Origin of the sequence: Pseudomonas sp. R45(2017) (assembly GCF_002112305.1) — a bacterium.
In the GTDB taxonomy this organism is placed as follows: domain Bacteria; phylum Pseudomonadota; class Gammaproteobacteria; order Pseudomonadales; family Pseudomonadaceae; genus Aquipseudomonas; species Aquipseudomonas paraglycinae.
Genome location: NZ_NEHH01000001.1, coordinates 544247 through 561457 on the forward strand (window position 1 = coordinate 544247; position 17211 = coordinate 561457).

The window sequence follows — 17211 nt, forward strand, 5'->3', positions numbered from 1 at the left end:
CCATGGGCTTTCGCTTGTCGAAGATCTACACCCGCACCGGCGACAAGGGCGAAACCGGACTCGGCGACGGCCGCCGGGTGCCCAAGGACCACCCGCGCATCGAAGCCATTGGCGAGATCGATACGCTGAACAGTCAGGTCGGCGTGCTGCTGGCCGGATTGATCGCCGAGCGCGAAACCTGCCCTGGGCTGAATGAACTGATCGACGTGTTGGCGCCCTGCCAACATCGGCTGTTCGACCTTGGCGGTGAACTGGCGATGCCGGAATATCAGGCATTGAACGCAGCAGAAATCGAACGGCTGGAAGCCGCGATCGATCTGTGGAACGAGGAATTGGGGCCGCTGGAGAACTTCATTCTGCCGGGCGGTTCGATACTGATTGCCCAGGCCCATGTCTGTCGCAGCCTGGCGCGCAGTGCCGAGCGGCGTTGCCAGCATTTGAATGCGATCGAGCCGTTGGCCGGGGTTGGCCTGGCGTACATCAATCGCTTGTCGGATCTGTTGTTTGTGGCGGCCAGGCTGATCGCCCGGCGCCAGGGTGTTGCCGAGATTCTGTGGCAACCGGCGGCGAAACCTTCAGATCAGTAGCGACTGTCAGGACGCCTTCGTCGGAACGCCGCCCGGAGCAAGCCCGCTCCCACAGTTGATCGAGTTCTTCCTGTTGGAATGCACTCAACTGTGGGAGCGGGCTTGCTCGCGAAGGGGACGTCAGCCTCAATACAAAATCAGGCCTGTGGCCAGAACGCCCGAATCCCCGCCACACCCTGAGCCCCGGCATTCCACGCTTTCTCGCGCTCCGCCGGGCCGACTCCGCCCAACAGAAACACCGGTTTGCTGAAGCCTTCGATCAGCGTCGAAGCCTGCTCCCAGCCCAACGGCTGTGCATCCGGGTGAGTCAGGGTCGGCTGCACCGGCGACAGGGTGACGAAATCCACGCCCATCTGCTCGGCCAGCGCCAGTTCTTCAGCGTTGTGGCAGGACGCCGCCAACCAGCGCTCCGCCGGCAGCGGACGCCCCGCGGCCGCGTACTTGCGCAACTGCGCCGAAGTGATGTGCCAGCCCGCGGCCGGGAAATCGCCCAGCCACTCGAACGGGCCCTTGATCATCAACTGCGCCTTGCCGGCGCACAATCCGACCGCGTCTACCGCAAGGTCGCGGTATTTCGGGTCATAACCATTGGGCGCACGCAGCTGGATCAGCTTGATGCCACCGGCGATTGCCTTCTGGATGCCGCGCAGCAAGGCCGGGGTTTCCAGGTCTTCCGGGGTGATCAGGTATTCGGCGGGCAGACGCGCGGCCGCGACGATCGGCTGGTTGGCCGCCGGGAATTCGTAATCCGTCAGCTCCTTGGCCGAAACCCAGGCCAATGGCTGGCCTTCGGCACCATGGGGTTCGCCGGTAAAGCTCGAGACTTCCCAGACATCCAGCAACACCTGTTTGTCCGGGTAATCGTGGCGCACCTTGATCAGCGGCCGCGCGGCGCCGACGACAATGCCCAACTCTTCGTGCAGCTCGCGGGCCAATGCTGTTTGCACCGACTCATCGGCTTCGACCTTGCCACCGGGAAATTCCCAGAGGCCGCCCTGATGCTGGGTATCGGCACGCCGGGCGATCAGAATCTTGCCGCTGCCGTCACGAATGACGGCGGCGGCGACGTGTACACGTTTCACGACTGCAATTCCTCCAGTCCTGCCTTTTGCCAGGCCTTGAAGGCCGGCCACTGGTAGACGGTTTCAACATAGGCTTCATCCTCGGCCGGCAACTTCACCTGATAGGTGCGCAGGCGCACGGCAATCGGTGCGAAGAACGCATCGGCCAGCGACACCCGACCAAACAGGTAAGGCCCAGGCTCGGTCGCGACGGCGCGGCATTCGGCCCACAGCGCGAGCATGCGCTCGACATCGACCTTCACTTCCGGCGGCACCGGGTTGAGCGGCGCGTCGTGGCTCAGGTTGAACGGCATGTGGTTGCGCATGGCGAAGAAGCCGCTGTGCATCTGCGCGCAGGCGGATCGGGCCTGAGCACGGGCGGCGATATCGGTCGGCCAGAGTTGTTCGGAAGGAAACTGCTCGGCCAGGTATTCGGCAATCGCCAGAGAATCGGCGACGGTGCCACGGGCGGTTTTCAGCAGCGGCACCTTGGCGGTCGGCGAGTGCGCCAGCAGCCGCTCGCGGGTGTCGGGCTTGCCGAGTTTGACCAGTTCTTCGGTGTAGGGCGCGCCGGTCAGTTCAAGCGCCAGTGCCGCGCGCAGGGACCAGGAGGAAAGCAGTTTGTCGCCGATGATCAGGTGAAGGCTCATGTTCGGGTCCTTTCATGGGACAGAAGAAAAGGAGGTCCGCAGACCTCCCTCTTCGGCAGGGATCAGGTGCGGTATTCGGCGTTGATCTTCACGTACTCGTGGGACAGGTCGGTGGTCCAGATGGTTTCGCTGCAATCGCCGCGACCCAATTCGATACGGATGGTGATTTCTTCCTGCTGCATCACCGCCGAGCCCTGGGCTTCGGTGTAGGTCGCGGCGCGGGCGCCACGGCTGGCGATGCACACGTCACCGAGGAACACGTCGATCTTGCTCACGTCCAGATCCGGCACGCCGGCACGGCCGACGGCGGCGAGGATGCGGCCCCAGTTCGGGTCGGAGGCGAACAGTGCAGTCTTGATCAGCGGCGAGTGGGCCACGGTGTAGCCGACGTCCAGGCATTCCTGGTGATTGCCGCCGCCGTTGACTTCAACGGTCACGAACTTGGTCGCGCCTTCGCCGTCACGCACGATGGCCTGGGCCACGTCCATGCACACCTCGAACACGGCCTGTTTCAGCTTGGCGAACAGCTCGCCTTCTGCACGGGTGATTTCCGGTAGCGCAGCCTTGCCGGTGGCGATCAGCATGCAGCAGTCGTTGGTCGAGGTGTCGCCGTCGATGGTGATGCGGTTGAACGACTTGTTGGCACCGTCCAGCATCAGGTTTTGCAACACGTCGCGGGAGACTTTGGCGTCGGTGGCGATGTAACCGAGCATGGTCGCCATGTTCGGACGGATCATGCCCGCGCCTTTGCTGATGCCGGTGACGGTGATGGTCACGCCGTCATGCTGGAACTGGCGGCTGGCGCCTTTTGGCAGCGTGTCGGTGGTCATGATGCCGGTGGCGGCGGCTTCCCAGTTGTTTTCCGACAGATCGTCCAGCGCGGCCTGCAAGGCGCCTTCGATCTTCTCGACCGGCAGCGGCTCGCCGATCACGCCGGTGGAGTAAGGCAGGATCTGGCTGGCATCCACGCCGGTCAGTTCAGCCAGTTTGGCGGTGGTGCGCTCGGCAGCAGCCAGGCCCGGCTCGCCGGTGCCGGCGTTGGCATTACCGGTGTTGGTCAACAGGTAGCGCACCGGGTTCTGCACGCGTTTCTTGGCCAGGATCACCGGCGCTGCACAGAAAGCGTTCAACGTGAACACGCCCGCCACGGTGGAACCTTCGGCGCAACGCATCACGACGACATCCTTGCGCCCCGGGCGCTTGATGCCGGCCGAAGCGATACCGAGTTCAAAACCGGCAACCGGGTGCAACGTTGGCAAAGGACCAAGACCAACAGCCATGAATGCGCTCCTTACTCAATGATGTCAGCACCGCCAAGCGTAGTGACGGTGGTGTAAATGGCAAAACGCCGCGACGGCTGGTGCCGGTCGCGGCGCGGGTATTTCAGCGATTGAAACGGGTTTTACTGGATCTGCCCGTGGCAATGCTTGAATTTCTTGCCCGAACCGCAGTAGCACAGTTCGTTGCGGCCCAGCTTCTGCTCGTTGCGCACCGGGGCGGTGGCGAGGGCCACATCGACCTCTTCACCGACCAGTTCCGGTTGCGCTTCCAGGCCAGGAGCCTCGGCGTGTTCGAACTGCATGCGGGCGGCCAGTGCTTCGGCTTCCTGACGCAGGCGTTGCTCTTCTTCGGCCGGATCTTCGCGGCGAACCTGAACGTGCGACAACACACGGATCGAGTCGCGCTTGATCGAATCCAGCAGCTCGGAGAACAACGTGAAGGACTCGCGCTTGTATTCCTGCTTCGGGTTCTTCTGCGCATAACCACGCAGGTGGATACCGTGACGCAGGTGATCCATGGTCGACAGGTGGTCTTTCCACAGGTCGTCCAGAACGCGCAGCACGATCTGCTTCTCAAAGGAACGCAGGGCTTCGGCGCCCGCCTGGTCTTCTTTTTCGTTGTACGCGGCGATCAGCTCGTTCATCAGCTTCTCGCGCAGGGTTTCTTCGTACAGGTGATCGTCTTCGTCGAGCCATTGCTGGATCGGCAGCTTCACGCCGAAATCGCTGGCGATCGACGCTTCCAGACCGGCCACGTCCCACTGCTCTGGCAGCGATTGCGGCGGAATGTGCGCGCTGACAGTGGCGTTCAGGACGTCCTGACGGAAATCAGCGATGGTTTCGCCGATGTTGTCCGCGGCCAGCAACGTGTTACGCATGTGATAGATCACTTTACGCTGTTCGTTGTTGACGTCGTCGAACTCGAGCAGTTGCTTGCGGATGTCGAAGTTGCGGCCTTCAACCTTGCGCTGCGCCTTCTCGATGGCGTTGGTCACCATACGGTGCTCGATGGCCTCGCCAGGCTGCATCCCCAGGGCTTTCATGAAGTTCTTCACCCGGTCAGAGGCGAAGATGCGCATCAGGCTGTCTTCCAGCGACAGGTAGAAGCGGCTGGAACCGGCATCGCCCTGACGGCCGGCACGGCCACGCAGCTGGTTATCGATACGACGGGATTCGTGACGCTCGGACGCGATCACCTGCAGACCGCCGGACTCCAGCACTTGCTGGTGACGCTTCTGCCAGTCGGCCTTGATCTGGGCGATCTGCTCAGGGGTCGGGTTTTCCAGCGACGCGACTTCAACTTCCCAGTTGCCGCCCAAAAGGATGTCGGTACCACGACCGGCCATGTTGGTAGCGATGGTCAGGGCGCCCGGACGACCGGCCTGCGCGATGATTTCAGCTTCTTTTTCGTGGAACTTGGCGTTCAGAACCTTGTGTTCGATGCCTTCCTTCACGAGCAATGCGGACATGTGCTCGGAGGTTTCGATGGTCGCAGTACCCACCAGTACCGGACGACCGGCAGCCATGCTTTCCTTGATGTCGTTGACGATCGCCGCATATTTCTCTTCGGCGGTCAGGAACACCAGGTCGTTGTAGTCCTTACGGGCCAACGGTTTGTTCGGCGGAATGACCATAACGTCCAGACCATAGATCTGGTGGAATTCGAATGCTTCGGTATCAGCGGTACCGGTCATGCCGGACAGCTTGGTGTATAGACGGAAGTAGTTCTGGAACGTGGTCGATGCCAGAGTCTGGCTTTCGGCCTGGATATTCAGGTTTTCCTTGGCTTCGATGGCCTGGTGCAAGCCTTCGGACAGACGACGACCCGGCATGGTGCGACCGGTGTGCTCGTCGACCAGCACGACCTGGCCGTCTTGCACGATGTATTCGACATTGCGGTTGAACAGCTTGTGCGCACGCAGGCCGGCGTAAACGTGAGTCAGCAGACCCAGATTATGCGCCGAGTACAGGCTCTCGCCTTCAGCCAGCAGGCCAACACTGGCGAGTTGCTCTTCGATGAACTGGTGACCGGCTTCGTTGAGTTCGACCTGACGGGTCTTCTCGTCGACGGTGAAATGGCCTTCCTGGGTGACTTCGCCTTCGACTTCTTCGACGTGCAGCTTGAGTTTCGGGATCAGCTTGTTGATCTCGATGTACAGCTTGGAGCTGTCCTCGGCCTGACCGGAAATGATCAGCGGGGTACGCGCTTCGTCAATGAGGATGGAGTCGACTTCGTCGATCACGGCAAAGTTGAGTTCGCGCTGGAATTTCTCTTCCATGCTGAACGCCATGTTGTCGCGCAGGTAGTCGAACCCGAATTCGTTGTTGGTGCCGTAGGTGATGTCGGCGGCGTAGGCGGCGCGCTTCTCTTCCGGCGGCTGGAACGGCGTCACGATGCCGACGCTCAGACCGAGGAATTCATACAGCGGACGCATCCAGTTGGCGTCGCGGCGGGCCAGGTAATCGTTCACGGTCACAACGTGCACGCCCTTGCCGGACAGCGCGTTGAGGTAAACGCCCAGAGTACCCACCAGCGTCTTGCCCTCACCGGTGCGCATTTCGGCGATCTTGCCTTCGTGCAGGGTCATGCCACCGATCAGCTGGACGTCAAAGTGGCGCATGCCCATGACACGCTTGCCGGCTTCACGGGCGACCGCGAAGGCTTCGGGCAACAGCTTGTCGAGGGTCTCCCCCTTGGCAATGCGGTCCTTGAACTCTGCGGTCTTGGCGCGCAGTTGATCGTCCGAGAGGGCGACCATCTTCTCTTCGAAGGCATTGACGAGCTGCACCGTCTTGAGCATGCGTTTGATTTCACGCTCGTTCTTGCTTCCAAAAAGTTTCTTTAACAAAGGCGCAAACATATCGGCAGGATCTTCCACACTAAAGGGATGGAGGGCGGCCCCGTGAGTCGCCCGTGCAGCCCTCATGGCCGCATGCGAACGAGCATTCTACCCGGAAACGGTGGTGAGGAAAGTGGGGATATTCCACGATGCTGGCACTGCGCTTTGACGGGGCTCACTTAAAATAGGGGCGTTTTGCTCAACTTCAAGCCGTACAGCGAAGAAGTTAGTCGTTGATTTAATGGGCAAAGCAGGGACAAAAGCAATGGGCGAGTGAAATGGCTGCCATCTGCTACCATGGCGCCTCTGTCACTTCAGGTCCTAGATCATGGCATTTCGCCCTCTCACAGCCAGAGCGCCCGCCGTTCTGCTACGCGAAGCCAGACCGCTGAAAGCCATCCTCGGTCATGCCCAGCGCCTGGCCCATCTGCAACGTCTGCTCGAAAGCCAGCTGCAACCTGCCGCCCGTGAACACTGCCACGTAGCCAAGTGGCGCGAAGGCGAACTGTTGCTGATCGTCACCGACGGCCATTGGGCCACGCGCCTGCGCTATCAACAGAAGCGCCTGCAACGGCAACTGCAGATGTTCGACGAGTTCGCCAATCTGACGCGAATCAAGTTCGCCGTACGGCCACCGACCATCCAGCGCGAAGCGAGCGGGCCGACGATCGACCTGTCAACGGATGCGGCGGCGACCATCCAGGCCACCGCCGACGGGATCAGCGATCCGAATCTGCGAGCGGCACTGGAACGACTGGCCGCCCACGCCAAACCCAAAACCTGAGCCTTGTTGATCAGCGGCGTTTGCTGCCGCCGAGCAATGAACCCATCAGACCGCGCACCAACTGTTTACCCAGCGAATTCGCCGCCTGGCGCATCGCCGACTTGAGCGCCTGCCCCGCCGCCGTGCCGAGGAATTCTCCGGCCTTGTCCGCCAGACTCGGCTCTTCAGCCGCCGTTTTGCCCGGCGCCGCTTCAGCCTCGGGTGCCAGCCCCTTGCGCCCCATCAGGATTTCATAGGCCGACTCGCGGTCGATCGGCTTGTCATAACGGCCCTTGAACGGCGAACCGGCAATCAGCACCGTGCGCTCGGTCTCGGTCAACGGCCCGATCCGCGATTGCGGCGGTGCCACCAGCACTCGCTGAACCATTTCCGGCGTGCCCTTCTCCTGCAAGGTGCCGACCAGAGCCTCGCCAATCCCGAGTTCGGTGAGCACCGACAAGGTGTCGAACGCCGGATTCGGCCGGAAGCCGTCCGCCACCGCCCGCAGGGATTTCTGTTCCTTGGCGGTGAACGCGCGCAGGCCGTGCTGGATCCGCAGCCCCAGTTGCGCCAGCACATCGTCCGGCAGATCGCCCGGCGACTGGGTGACGAAATACACGCCCACGCCTTTGGAACGGATCAGCCGCACCACTTGCTCCAAGCGCTCTTGCAGCGCCTTGGGCGTGTCGCCGAACAACAAATGTGCCTCATCGAAAAACAGCGCCAGCAGCGGTTTGTCGGCATCGCCGCGTTCCGGCAGTTGTTCGAACAGCTCGGCCAGCAGCCACAGCAGGAACGTCGCGTAGACCTTCGGCGCCTCATGTACCAGACGACTGGCGTCGAGCAGATGAATGCGTCCGCGACCATCGGCGGTCGGCTGCAGAATGTCCTCCAGTTGCAGCGCCGGCTCGCCGAACAACGCCTCGGCACCCTGCTGCTCCAGCGTCGCCAGACGCCGCAACAGCGCCTGGCTGGAGCCAGTGGTGAACAGCGCGGCGTCTTCGCCCAGCAGCTGCGGATTGTCCTTGAGGTGATTGAGCAGCGCTTTCAGGTCTTTGAGATCCAGCAGCAACAGGCCTTCGCGATCCGCCACCTTGAACGCTGCGTACAACGCCGATTGCTGGCTGTCGGTCAGTTCCAGCAGCGCGCCGATCAGCAGCGGGCCCATTTCACTCAACGTAGTGCGCAACGGATGACCGGACTGACCGTGAATGTCCCACAGGGTCACGGGATACGCCTGAGGCGTGTGCTTGAGCCACGGCATGCCGGCGATGCGCTCGGCGATCTTGCCCTGGGGGTTGCCGGCAGCACCGAGGCCGCACAGGTCGCCCTTGACGTCGGCGGCGAACACCGCGACCCCGGCGTCGCTGAACGCCTCGGCCAGACGCTGCAGGGTGACGGTTTTGCCGGTACCGGTTGCGCCGGCCACCAGTCCGTGACGGTTGGCCAGACGCATGGCCTGGGCGATCGGTTGCCCGGCGAGGTCAGCGCCGATTACAAGTTGCGAAGATTCAGGCATTTGGTCACCCAATGGTTAATCTTTGATCGAGCATGGCCGATAGCTAAAGGTGACAGATGCGACTGACATCCGCATCGGAGATTTCCCTAAGGAGAAGCGGAAATACCTGCTTGTACCCATCAAGCCCACCTGGCGAGTATCTATAGAAGCACGCCCTGAATAATAAGACCTTAGCGGAACCCCAAGCCATGAACAAAAATCTGCGTTTCAGCCATAAAATCCTGCTTGCCGCCGCCCTCATCGTCATTGCCGCCTTCGCCTCGTTCACGCTGTACAACGACTGGTTGCAACGCAATGCGATCCGCGAGGACCTGGACAATTACCTCAACGAGATGGGCGAGGTCACAGCCGACAATATCCAGACCTGGCTCAGCGGGCGCATCCTGCTGATCGAGAACGCGGCCCAGAACATCGCCATCAACCCCGATCCTGCCGCCGTCGCCAGCCTGCTGGAACAGAAAGCCCTGACGTCGACCTTCATGGCGTCTTACCTCGGCGATGCTACCGGGCACTTCACCATCCGCCCGGATGCGAAGATGCCGGACGGTTTCGATCCACGTGTTCGTCCTTGGTATAAAGGTGCGGAAAGCAGCAGCACCTCGACCCTGACCGAACCGTACATCGACGCCGCCACCGGCCAGACCATCATTTCCATCGCCACCGCCGCGAAAAAGGCCGGTCAGAGCGTGGGCGTGGTGGGCGGCGACCTGAGCCTGCAAACCCTGATCAACACCCTCAGCGCCCGGGACTTCTCCGGCATGGGCTACGCGTTCCTGGTCAGCGCCGACGGCAAGATCCTGGTGCACCCGGACAAGGCCCTTGTGATGAAGTCACTGAAGGAAGCCTATCCGCAGGACACCCCGCGCATCAGCAGTGACTTCAGTGAAGTCACCGTCGAGGGCAAGACCCGCATCGTCAACTTCACCCCGATCAAGGGCCTGCCGTCGGTGAACTGGTACATCGGCCTGTCGGTGGACAAAGACAAAGCTTTCTCGATGCTCAGCGAATTCCGCGCTTCGGCCGTGATCGCGACCGTGATTGCGGTGGCGATCATCATTGCCCTGCTCGGCATGCTGATCCGTATCCTGATCCAGCCGCTGCACGTGATGACTCGTGCCATGGAAGACATCGCCGACGGCGAAGGCGACCTGACCAAACGTCTGACCATTCAGAATCAGGACGAATTCGGCGTGCTCGGCACCGCGTTCAACCGTTTCGTCGAGCGTATTCACGGCTCGATTCGCGAAGTGTCATCGGCCACCGGCCAGGTCAACGAAGTCGCCCTGCGGGTGGTCGCGGCCTCGAACTCGTCGATGTACAACTCCGACCAGCAAGCCTCGCGCACCAACAGCGTGGCTGCGGCGATCAACCAGCTCGGCGCCGCCGCCCAGGAAATCGCCCGCAATGCCGCCCAGGCCTCGACCCAGGCCAGCGACGCCCGCGGCCTGGCTGAAGACGGCCAGCAAGTGGTGGAGCGCAGCATCAAGGCCATGAATCAGCTTTCGAGCATGCTCAGCGCATCGAGCAGCAATATCGAATCGCTGAACAGCAAGACCGTGAACATCGGCCAGATCCTGGAAGTGATCACCAGCATTTCCCAGCAGACCAACCTGCTGGCGCTCAACGCGGCCATCGAAGCGGCACGTGCCGGTGAAGCCGGTCGCGGCTTTGCGGTGGTGGCGGACGAGGTGCGCAACCTCGCCCACCGCACCCAGGAATCGGCGCAACAGGTACAAACCATGATCGAGGAGCTGCAAGTCGGCGCCCGCGAATCCGTGAGTACCATGAGCGACAGCCAGCGCCACAGCCAGGACAGCGTGGACATCGCCAACCTCGCCGGCGAACGCCTGAACAGCGTGACCCAGCGCATTGGTGAAATCGACGGGATGAACCAGTCGGTGGCCACCGCGACCGAGGAACAGACGGCTGTGGTCGAGTCGATCAACGTGGATATCACCGAGATCAATACGCTGAACCAGGAAGGTGTCGAAAACCTGCAGGCGACGTTGCGGGCTTGCTCGGATCTGGAGCAGCAGGCTTCGCGATTGAAGCAACTGGTTGGCAGCTTCCGCATTTAAAGCCGCTCTGCCGGTCGTCTTCGTCGTTCACAACTGTCCGACGAAGACGACCGACAATCCCTCCGAAACCGGCCTTGCACCCCACCGCGAAACCCCGACCGAACATCTATTCTTGATAAAGGTCAACCAAGGGAGATCAACGCGGAGGGACGTTCACCGTGCATATCGCCGACATCACCATGTTCTACGCCCCGGCCAGCGGTGGCGTGCGCACCTATCTGGATGCCAAGCACCGTCGGCTGGGAGTCAAGCCCGGCATCCGCCACAGCCTGCTGATTCCCGGCGCGCACTTGGGCGAACGCGATGGCGTCTACACGGTTCCCGCCCCCGCCCTGCCCTTCGGCAAGGGCTATCGCTTTCCCCTGCGCCTGGCTCCTTGGCGAAACGTCCTGCAGGATCTGCAGCCTGATCTGATCGAAGTTGGTGATCCGTACCTCACCGCATGGGCTGCGCTCGATGCGCGTCGACAACTCGATGTGCCAGTGATCGGCTTCTATCACTCGGATCTGCCGCTGCTGGTGGGCAACCGCATGGGCCACTGGGTCACGCCGAATGTCGACGCGTATGTGCGCAAGTTGTACGGCAATTTTGACCGGGTGCTGGCACCCAGCCAGGTGATGGCCGACAAGCTCAGCGGGTTGGGCGTGCGCAACGTCTTCGTGCAACCGCTGGGCGTTGATCTGCACACCTTCCACCCGGATGCCCGCGACGCCGGGTTGCGCAGCGAACTGGGGATCGCCGAGGACACGCGCCTGCTGATCTTCGCCGGTCGCGGTTCCAAGGAGAAAAACCTGCCGGTGCTGCTCGATTGCATGAAACGCCTGGGCCCGCGTTATCACCTGTTGCTGGTCGGCTCGTCGATGCCGGCTTCCGTCCCGGACAATGTCAGCGTGATCGACCGGTTCTGCCCGGCCGCGCAGGTCGCACGGCTGATGGCCAGTGCCGACGCGCTGATCCACGCCGGCGATCAGGAAACCTTCGGTCTGGTGATTCTGGAGGCCATGGCCTGCGGCATTCCGGTGGTGGCGGTGGCGGCCGGAGCGTTCGAAGAAATCGTCAGCGAATCCTGCGGCCTGCTCTGCGCGCCGAACAGTGCGCAAGCCATGGCCAATGCCGTGCGCGAACTGTTCAGTCGCGGGACTGGCGTACTCGGCCAGCAGGCACGCCAACATGTCGAACGGCATTACGCCTGGGACACGGTGGTCGACAGCCTGCTGAGCCATTACCACGCGGTACTCGGCGATTCGGTTCCTCGGGTGGCCAATGGCTGAATTTCACGAGCGCCCGGCGGTAATGCTGGTGCTGCATGACGTGGCGCCCTCCACGTGGGCCGATTATCGAGCGTTCGTCGAAGCCGTTGACCGGTTGGGCAACGTCCCGATGACGTGGCTGGTGGTTCCGGATTTCCATCGACGCGATGCACTTGAAGCCCATCCAGCGTTCTGTCGAAGGCTCGACGAGCGCGTCGCACGCGGCGATGAACTGGCCCTGCACGGCCATTTTCATGAAGACACCGAGCCCGGCCCGCGCACGGCGCGCGACTGGTTCATGCGCCGGGTCTACACCCATGAAGGCGAGTTCTACCAGTTGTCCCGGGAAGCCGCCCTCGCCCGCCTGCGCCCGGGCATCGATCTGTTTCGGCGCCACGACTGGCCGCTGCACGGTTTCGTCGCCCCGGCCTGGCTGATGAGCGACGGCACGCGCCAGGCATTGCGCGAATTGCCGCTGCGCTACACCAGCGATCCGCAGCATCTTTATCACTTGCCGGATTTCACCGCGGTCGAGGCCCCGGGACTGGTCTGGAGCGCACGCAGCGCCTGGCGTCGCGGCATGTCGAAGGTCATCAGCGAACAGCGAGAGCAGCGCTGGCGCCAGGCGCCAGTGATTCGTCTAGGCTTGCACCCGGTGGACATGCGCCACCGCTTTTCCCGGGATTACTGGTGGCGCACCCTTGAACGACTGCTCGCGGACGGACGTGTGCCCATGACCAAAATCGACTGGCTGACGCGCCAGCGCACTCAAGCCGAGCGTGCCGCTTGAGTCGCGGCATTCTGTTGCTGATCGGCCTGCTGGTGGCCGTGGCGGTGCCCGTCCTGCTCGGGGGCGGCGAGACCTGGGGGCGCCTGCAGGCGTTTCCGCTGCGCTGGCTGTTGATCATGTTCGCCATGGTTCTGCTGTGCTGGGGCATCAACACCTTGCGCCTGCGGCTGTTGCTCGGCGATCAGCGTGACCGGGTCACACCCCTCAAAAGCCTCGGGGTGGTGATGGCCGCCGAATTTGCCTGGTGCGCCACACCCGGCGGCAGCGGAGGACCGTTGACGATCATGGCGCTGCTGGCGCGCAGCGGCGTGCGTCCGGCCCGGGGCAGCGCCGTGTTTGCGATGGATCAGTTGAGCGATCTGCTGTTCTTTCTCTGCGCCCTGAGCGGAATTCTGATCTACGCGCTGTTCCAGCATCTCAGCGACCGTATGGAATGGCTGCTGATCGTCAGTGCCCTGTCGTTGACCGGCGGCCTGTTCAGTTGCGTGCTGGTCGCGCGTTATCACCGTCGCTTGATTCGCCTGAGCGGGCGCCTGCTGGCCGGGATGAACGTCGAACCGCGTACCCGACGGCGCTGGGCACGGCAGTTGCTGCACTTTCTTGCCGCTTTCACCGATGCGCTGAAATTACCGTGGCAGACATTGATCAAGGTGTTCGTCCTGACCTGCGTGCACTGGTCGCTGCGTTACAGCGTGCTGTATCTGGCGTTGCGCGGGCTGGGGACGGATGTGCAGTGGGCCTGGACGTTTCTGATCCAGATGCTTTCGCTGGGTGCGGGGCAATTCAGCCTGTTGCCGGGCGGTGCCGGTGCAGCGGAATTGACCTCGGCGGCGCTGTTGGCGCCGATGGTCGGCAAATCGACCGCGGCGGCGGCGATCCTGATCTGGCGGGTGGTGACGTATTACTTCTATCTGCTGGTCGGTGGCCCGGTGTTTCTATTGATGCTGGGCCGGCCGTTGCTGAAAAAACTGCTGAGCGTCAGACAGGCTTCCTGAGGTCATCCTCTTCGTCCTTGAGTTGTTCCCACAGTTCGGCAGCGCCAGGAAACTCCGTGCCATCCTCCGGGCTCAGGTCATCCGGGTCATAGCGGCTGAGGCAGCCCTCGCCGAGGGTGGCGGGCGCCTTGGAAGTGGCTTTGTCCAGTGGATCGCTCATCGGTAATGTCCTCAAGGTCCGTGGATCGTTCCCACGCTCTGCGTGGGAACGCAGCCCGGGACGCCCTGCGTCCCAAAGCAGACGCGGAGCGTCTGAAGAGGCATTCCCACGCAGAGCGTGGGAACGATCCTGAATCAGAACACCACGGTCTTGTTGCCGTGCACCAGCACGCGGTCTTCCAAGTGATAACGCAGACCACGGGCCAGCACCATCTTCTCGACGTCACGGCCGAAACGCACCATGTCTTCGATGCTGTCGCTGTGGCTGACACGCACCACGTCCTGCTCGATGATCGGTCCGGCGTCCAGCTCTTCGGTCACGTAGTGGCAGGTCGCACCGATCAGCTTCACGCCGCGCATCGAAGCCTGGTGGTACGGCTTGGCACCGACGAACGACGGCAGGAAGCTGTGGTGAATGTTGATGACCTTATGCGCGTATTCGCGGCACATGTCCGGCGGCAGGATCTGCATGTAGCGCGCCAGCACCACCACTTCGGCATCGTGCTGCTTGACCAGGCGAGACACTTCGTCGAAGGCCGGTTGCTTGTCCTGCGGATTGACCGGCACGTGGTAATAAGGAATGCCGTGCCACTCGACCATGCTGCGCAGGTCGTCGTGGTTGGAAATCACGCAGGAAATCTCGCAATCCAGTTCGTCGCTGTGCCAGCGGTGCAGCAGGTCAGCCAGGCAGTGGGATTCGCGGCTGGCCATCAGCACCACGCGTTTTTTCTGCTCGGTGTCGGTGATGCGCCAGTCCATCGAGAACTCTTCGGCGATCGGTGCAAACTTCTCGCGCAACACCTCGATACCGAAAGGCAGGGAATCGGCACGGATTTCGTGACGCATGAAGAACCAGCCGACCTGGTTATCCGAGTGGTGGCTCGCTTCGGTGATCCAGCCATTGTGGGCCGCCAGAAAGTTACTGACTTTGGCAACGATGCCAACGCGGTCCGGGCAAGAAATCACCAGCCGAAAAGTGCGCATGAGGGGGAAACTCCAGAACTTCGCAAAGGCGGCCATTCTAGCGACTGCGCGGAAAAACTGCAGTATTGATGACCCTCGAAGCCTCACGGCAGGCCGCCGCAGCTTTTTTGACGCCCTCAAACGCCAGAATGATGGCGCAGTAATAGCCATGCATGAACAGGCTTGTGTGAATATCTGTGAAGACTCCATCACATTATTTAACTGAACATTCAATTCACGGCTTTTCAACGTAACTAATTCAAATAAAAACCCCGGTTAAATGTTTACTTGATGAAACAGCCTGACTATTATTGCCGCACTGTCCCCTGCCATCGCGCACTCCCACATAAGGTAGTAATCATGTCCTTGATCAACGAATATCGCGCCACCGAAGAAGCTATCAAAGAGCTGCAAGCCCGTTTGAAGAACCTGTCGCAAGACGACAAACTGCAAGCCGAGCTGGAATTCGAAGGCAAACTGCGCACACTGATGGGCGAATATTCCAAATCCCTGCGCGACATCATCGCGCTGCTGGATCCAGAGTCCAAAACCAAAGCACCACGTGGCGGCGCAGCCAAAACTACCGGCACCAAGCGTGCTCGCAAAGTTAAACAATACAAAAACCCGCACAACGGCGAAGTCATCGAAACCAAAGGTGGCAACCACAAAACTCTGAAAGAGTGGAAAGCCAAGTGGGGCGGTGACGTGGTTGAAGGCTGGGCTACCCTGCTGGGCTAAGCCGCAACCCTTGTCGCAGAGCGCTTCTGTAACACAAAAAAACGCCAGCGAATGCTGGCGTTTTTTTATGCACGGCATTCAAGATGCCGGACATGTTCGATTTCAAAGATCCAAACGTTTGCGCAATGCCTGGACATAGTTCTGCCATTCAACCAACACCTCGGCCTGCATCGGCGCAGCACTAAGCAGCCATTGCTCCATGGCCTCGGCAAAAGATTGCAAGGTATTAGGGGCGCCCCACTCCGGCGCGGACAAGCGTTGCCGGCAAAAGATTTTCCAACGTTCTTGCTCTTCGAAATTCAACGTATCGGGAAAGTTACGTGCTCGATATCGAAACAACAATTCAGGCAAACGTTCATCATCGAACGGCCATTGCTCTCGCGCCAATTGAGCAGGATCGGTCGTCCTCACTTGCTCACATAAACGACGATCGCGATCACCGATAAATCCGTCGTACAACTGTTGTTCGGGATCTTCACTCGAGGTGAAATCTTCGCTGGCATAAATCGCCGAGACTTTATCTTTCCAAACTTGTTGTGCGTCACTTAGTCGCAATGCACGCGCCTGATACAACGCCATGTCCAGACCCAGACGCTGCTGATCTTCAGCCCTCAGCACCGCCAACGGCGCCACCACCGGGCACTTGTTGATGTGAATCAACTTGAGCGGCACCGGCAACTCGCCTTCGGCCAGATCGTCACGCCGGGTATACAGGCGCTGGCGCAATGTTTCGGCATCCAGGTCGAGCAGGCCCTGCGGGTCCAGATGCAGATCACAGACAATCAGCGCATTCTTGTTGCGCGGATGCCAGGCCAGTGGCAGCACCACGCCGACATAACTGCGCGCAGCGGAGAAACGACCGGAGATGTGCACCATCGGCTGCAACAGACGAATCTGGTCCATGACCTTCTGTTTGCTGCGCAACTGGAACAGCCAGTCATACAACTTCGGCTGCTTCTCGCGGATCAACCGGGCCAGGGCAATGGTGGCGCGTACGTCCGACAAGGCTTCGTGCGCATTGCCGTGATCGATGTTGTTGGCGGCGGTCAAGCGCTCGAGCTTGAGCGTCACCTTGCCTTCGTCATCGGTCGGCCAGACCAGACCATCCGGGCGCAACGCATAGGCGGCGCGCACGACATCGATCAGGTCCCAGCGACTGTTGCCGCCCTGCCATTCACGGGCATAGGGATCGAAAAAGTTGCGGTACAGGCTGTAGCGGGTCATCTCGTCGTCGAAGCGCAGGGTGTTGTAACCCGCGCCGCAGGTGCCGGGAGCCGCGAGCTGGGCGTGAACCCGGGTCATGAAATCGGCTTCGCTCAAGCCCTGTTCGGCGAGGCGGCTCGGGGTGATGCCAGTGATCGCGCATGCCGCCGGGTGCGGAAGGATGTCTTCGCTGGGCTGGCAGTAGAGATTGACCGGCGCGTCGATTTCGTTGAGTTCGTGGTCGGTGCGGATCCCGGCCACCTGCAACGGGCGGTCGCATCGGGGATTGATGCCGGTGGTTTCGTAGTCGTACCAGAAAATGGAAGTCACGGGCG

Annotated in this window: 15 protein-coding genes and 1 pseudogene; 8 read left to right on the forward strand and 8 right to left on the reverse strand. The window is 61.3% G+C overall.

The features are described 5' to 3' along the window. The first annotated feature begins 2 nt into the window (after window positions 1-2). A complete protein-coding gene (locus tag CAF74_RS02610) occupies window positions 3-587 on the forward strand; it encodes a cob(I)yrinic acid a,c-diamide adenosyltransferase (RefSeq protein ID WP_085745210.1) in 585 nt (194 codons plus the stop codon). 137 nt (window positions 588-724) lie between these two features. Here CAF74_RS02610 and CAF74_RS02615 read toward each other — a convergent pair whose 3' ends face one another. The 4 genes from CAF74_RS02615 to secA all read right to left on the reverse strand — a co-directional run bounded on the left by CAF74_RS02615 (window position 725) and on the right by secA (window position 6439). Beyond that, window positions 725-1669, reverse strand: a complete 945-nt coding sequence (locus CAF74_RS02615; protein ID WP_085745211.1) for a Nudix family hydrolase — start codon at window positions 1667-1669, stop codon at window positions 725-727. Continuing rightward, on the reverse strand, window positions 1666-2298 hold the full coding sequence (locus CAF74_RS02620; protein ID WP_085745212.1) for a glutathione S-transferase family protein: 633 nt from the start codon (window positions 2296-2298) through the stop codon (window positions 1666-1668). The genes CAF74_RS02615 and CAF74_RS02620 overlap by 4 nt, the downstream gene beginning before the upstream one ends. A gap of 62 nt (window positions 2299-2360) precedes the next feature. Continuing rightward, window positions 2361-3578: a bifunctional glutamate N-acetyltransferase/amino-acid acetyltransferase ArgJ gene (gene argJ, locus CAF74_RS02625; RefSeq protein WP_064383762.1), complete on the reverse strand. Its 1218-nt coding sequence runs from the start codon at window positions 3576-3578 to the stop codon at window positions 2361-2363. 122 nt (window positions 3579-3700) lie between these two features. Beyond that, complete coding sequence (secA, locus tag CAF74_RS02630; protein WP_085745213.1) at window positions 3701-6439, reverse strand: preprotein translocase subunit SecA; 2739 nt, start codon at window positions 6437-6439, stop codon at window positions 3701-3703. A gap of 307 nt (window positions 6440-6746) precedes the next feature. On the opposite strand from secA, the gene CAF74_RS02635 reads away from it, so the two are divergent. After that, window positions 6747-7202, forward strand: coding sequence for a DUF721 domain-containing protein (locus CAF74_RS02635; protein ID WP_007951226.1), 456 nt, complete (start codon window positions 6747-6749; stop codon window positions 7200-7202). Between the two features lie 10 nt (window positions 7203-7212). On the opposite strand, the gene CAF74_RS02640 is transcribed toward CAF74_RS02635, so the two are convergent. Further along, window positions 7213-8700 carry a helicase HerA-like domain-containing protein gene (locus CAF74_RS02640; protein WP_085745426.1) on the reverse strand — a complete coding sequence of 496 codons (1488 nt, stop codon included), beginning with the start codon at window positions 8698-8700 and terminating at the stop codon, window positions 7213-7215. A 188-nt stretch (window positions 8701-8888) separates the two neighbouring features. Here CAF74_RS02640 and CAF74_RS29550 point away from each other — a divergent pair. The 5 genes and pseudogenes from CAF74_RS29550 to CAF74_RS02660 form a co-directional block, all read left to right on the forward strand. Further along, window positions 8889-9920 (forward strand): annotated as a pseudogene (locus CAF74_RS29550) (cache domain-containing protein); the annotation flags it as partial. 93 nt (window positions 9921-10013) lie between these two features. Further along, window positions 10014-10778, forward strand: coding sequence for a methyl-accepting chemotaxis protein (locus CAF74_RS29555; RefSeq protein ID WP_371855245.1), 765 nt, complete (start codon window positions 10014-10016; stop codon window positions 10776-10778). 158 nt (window positions 10779-10936) lie between these two features. Further along, window positions 10937-12049, forward strand: a complete 1113-nt coding sequence (locus CAF74_RS02650; protein ID WP_085745215.1) for a glycosyltransferase family 1 protein — start codon at window positions 10937-10939, stop codon at window positions 12047-12049. Then, complete coding sequence (locus CAF74_RS02655) at window positions 12042-12818, forward strand: DUF2334 domain-containing protein (protein WP_085745216.1); 777 nt, start codon at window positions 12042-12044, stop codon at window positions 12816-12818. Before CAF74_RS02650 ends, CAF74_RS02655 begins: the two co-directional genes overlap by 8 nt. Beyond that, on the forward strand, window positions 12815-13813 hold the full coding sequence (locus CAF74_RS02660; protein ID WP_085745217.1) for a lysylphosphatidylglycerol synthase transmembrane domain-containing protein: 999 nt from the start codon (window positions 12815-12817) through the stop codon (window positions 13811-13813). Before CAF74_RS02655 ends, CAF74_RS02660 begins: the two co-directional genes overlap by 4 nt. Here the strand turns inward: CAF74_RS02660 and CAF74_RS29185 are convergent. Together CAF74_RS29185 and purU are read right to left on the reverse strand one after the other, a co-directional pair. Further along, the gene (locus tag CAF74_RS29185) at window positions 13797-13973 is read right to left on the reverse strand and encodes a hypothetical protein (RefSeq protein ID WP_164872161.1); all 177 of its coding nucleotides are present in this window, start codon (window positions 13971-13973) and stop codon (window positions 13797-13799) included. The two genes, CAF74_RS02660 and CAF74_RS29185, sit on opposite strands and share 17 nt — an antisense overlap. Window positions 13974-14107: 134 nt before the next feature. Further along, window positions 14108-14956 (reverse strand): formyltetrahydrofolate deformylase, encoded by an 849-nt coding sequence (gene purU, locus CAF74_RS02665; RefSeq protein ID WP_011335666.1) that lies wholly within the window; start codon window positions 14954-14956, stop codon window positions 14108-14110. A gap of 339 nt (window positions 14957-15295) precedes the next feature. On the opposite strand from purU, the gene mvaT reads away from it, so the two are divergent. Next, window positions 15296-15673, forward strand: a complete 378-nt coding sequence (gene mvaT / locus CAF74_RS02675; protein WP_007951234.1) for a histone-like nucleoid-structuring protein MvaT — start codon at window positions 15296-15298, stop codon at window positions 15671-15673. Window positions 15674-15775: 102 nt separating this feature from the next. Here the strand turns inward: mvaT and sbcB are convergent, their stop codons facing one another. Continuing rightward, window positions 15776-17206 (reverse strand): exodeoxyribonuclease I, encoded by a 1431-nt coding sequence (sbcB, locus tag CAF74_RS02680; protein WP_085745219.1) that lies wholly within the window; start codon window positions 17204-17206, stop codon window positions 15776-15778. Window positions 17207-17211 lie beyond the last annotated feature (5 nt).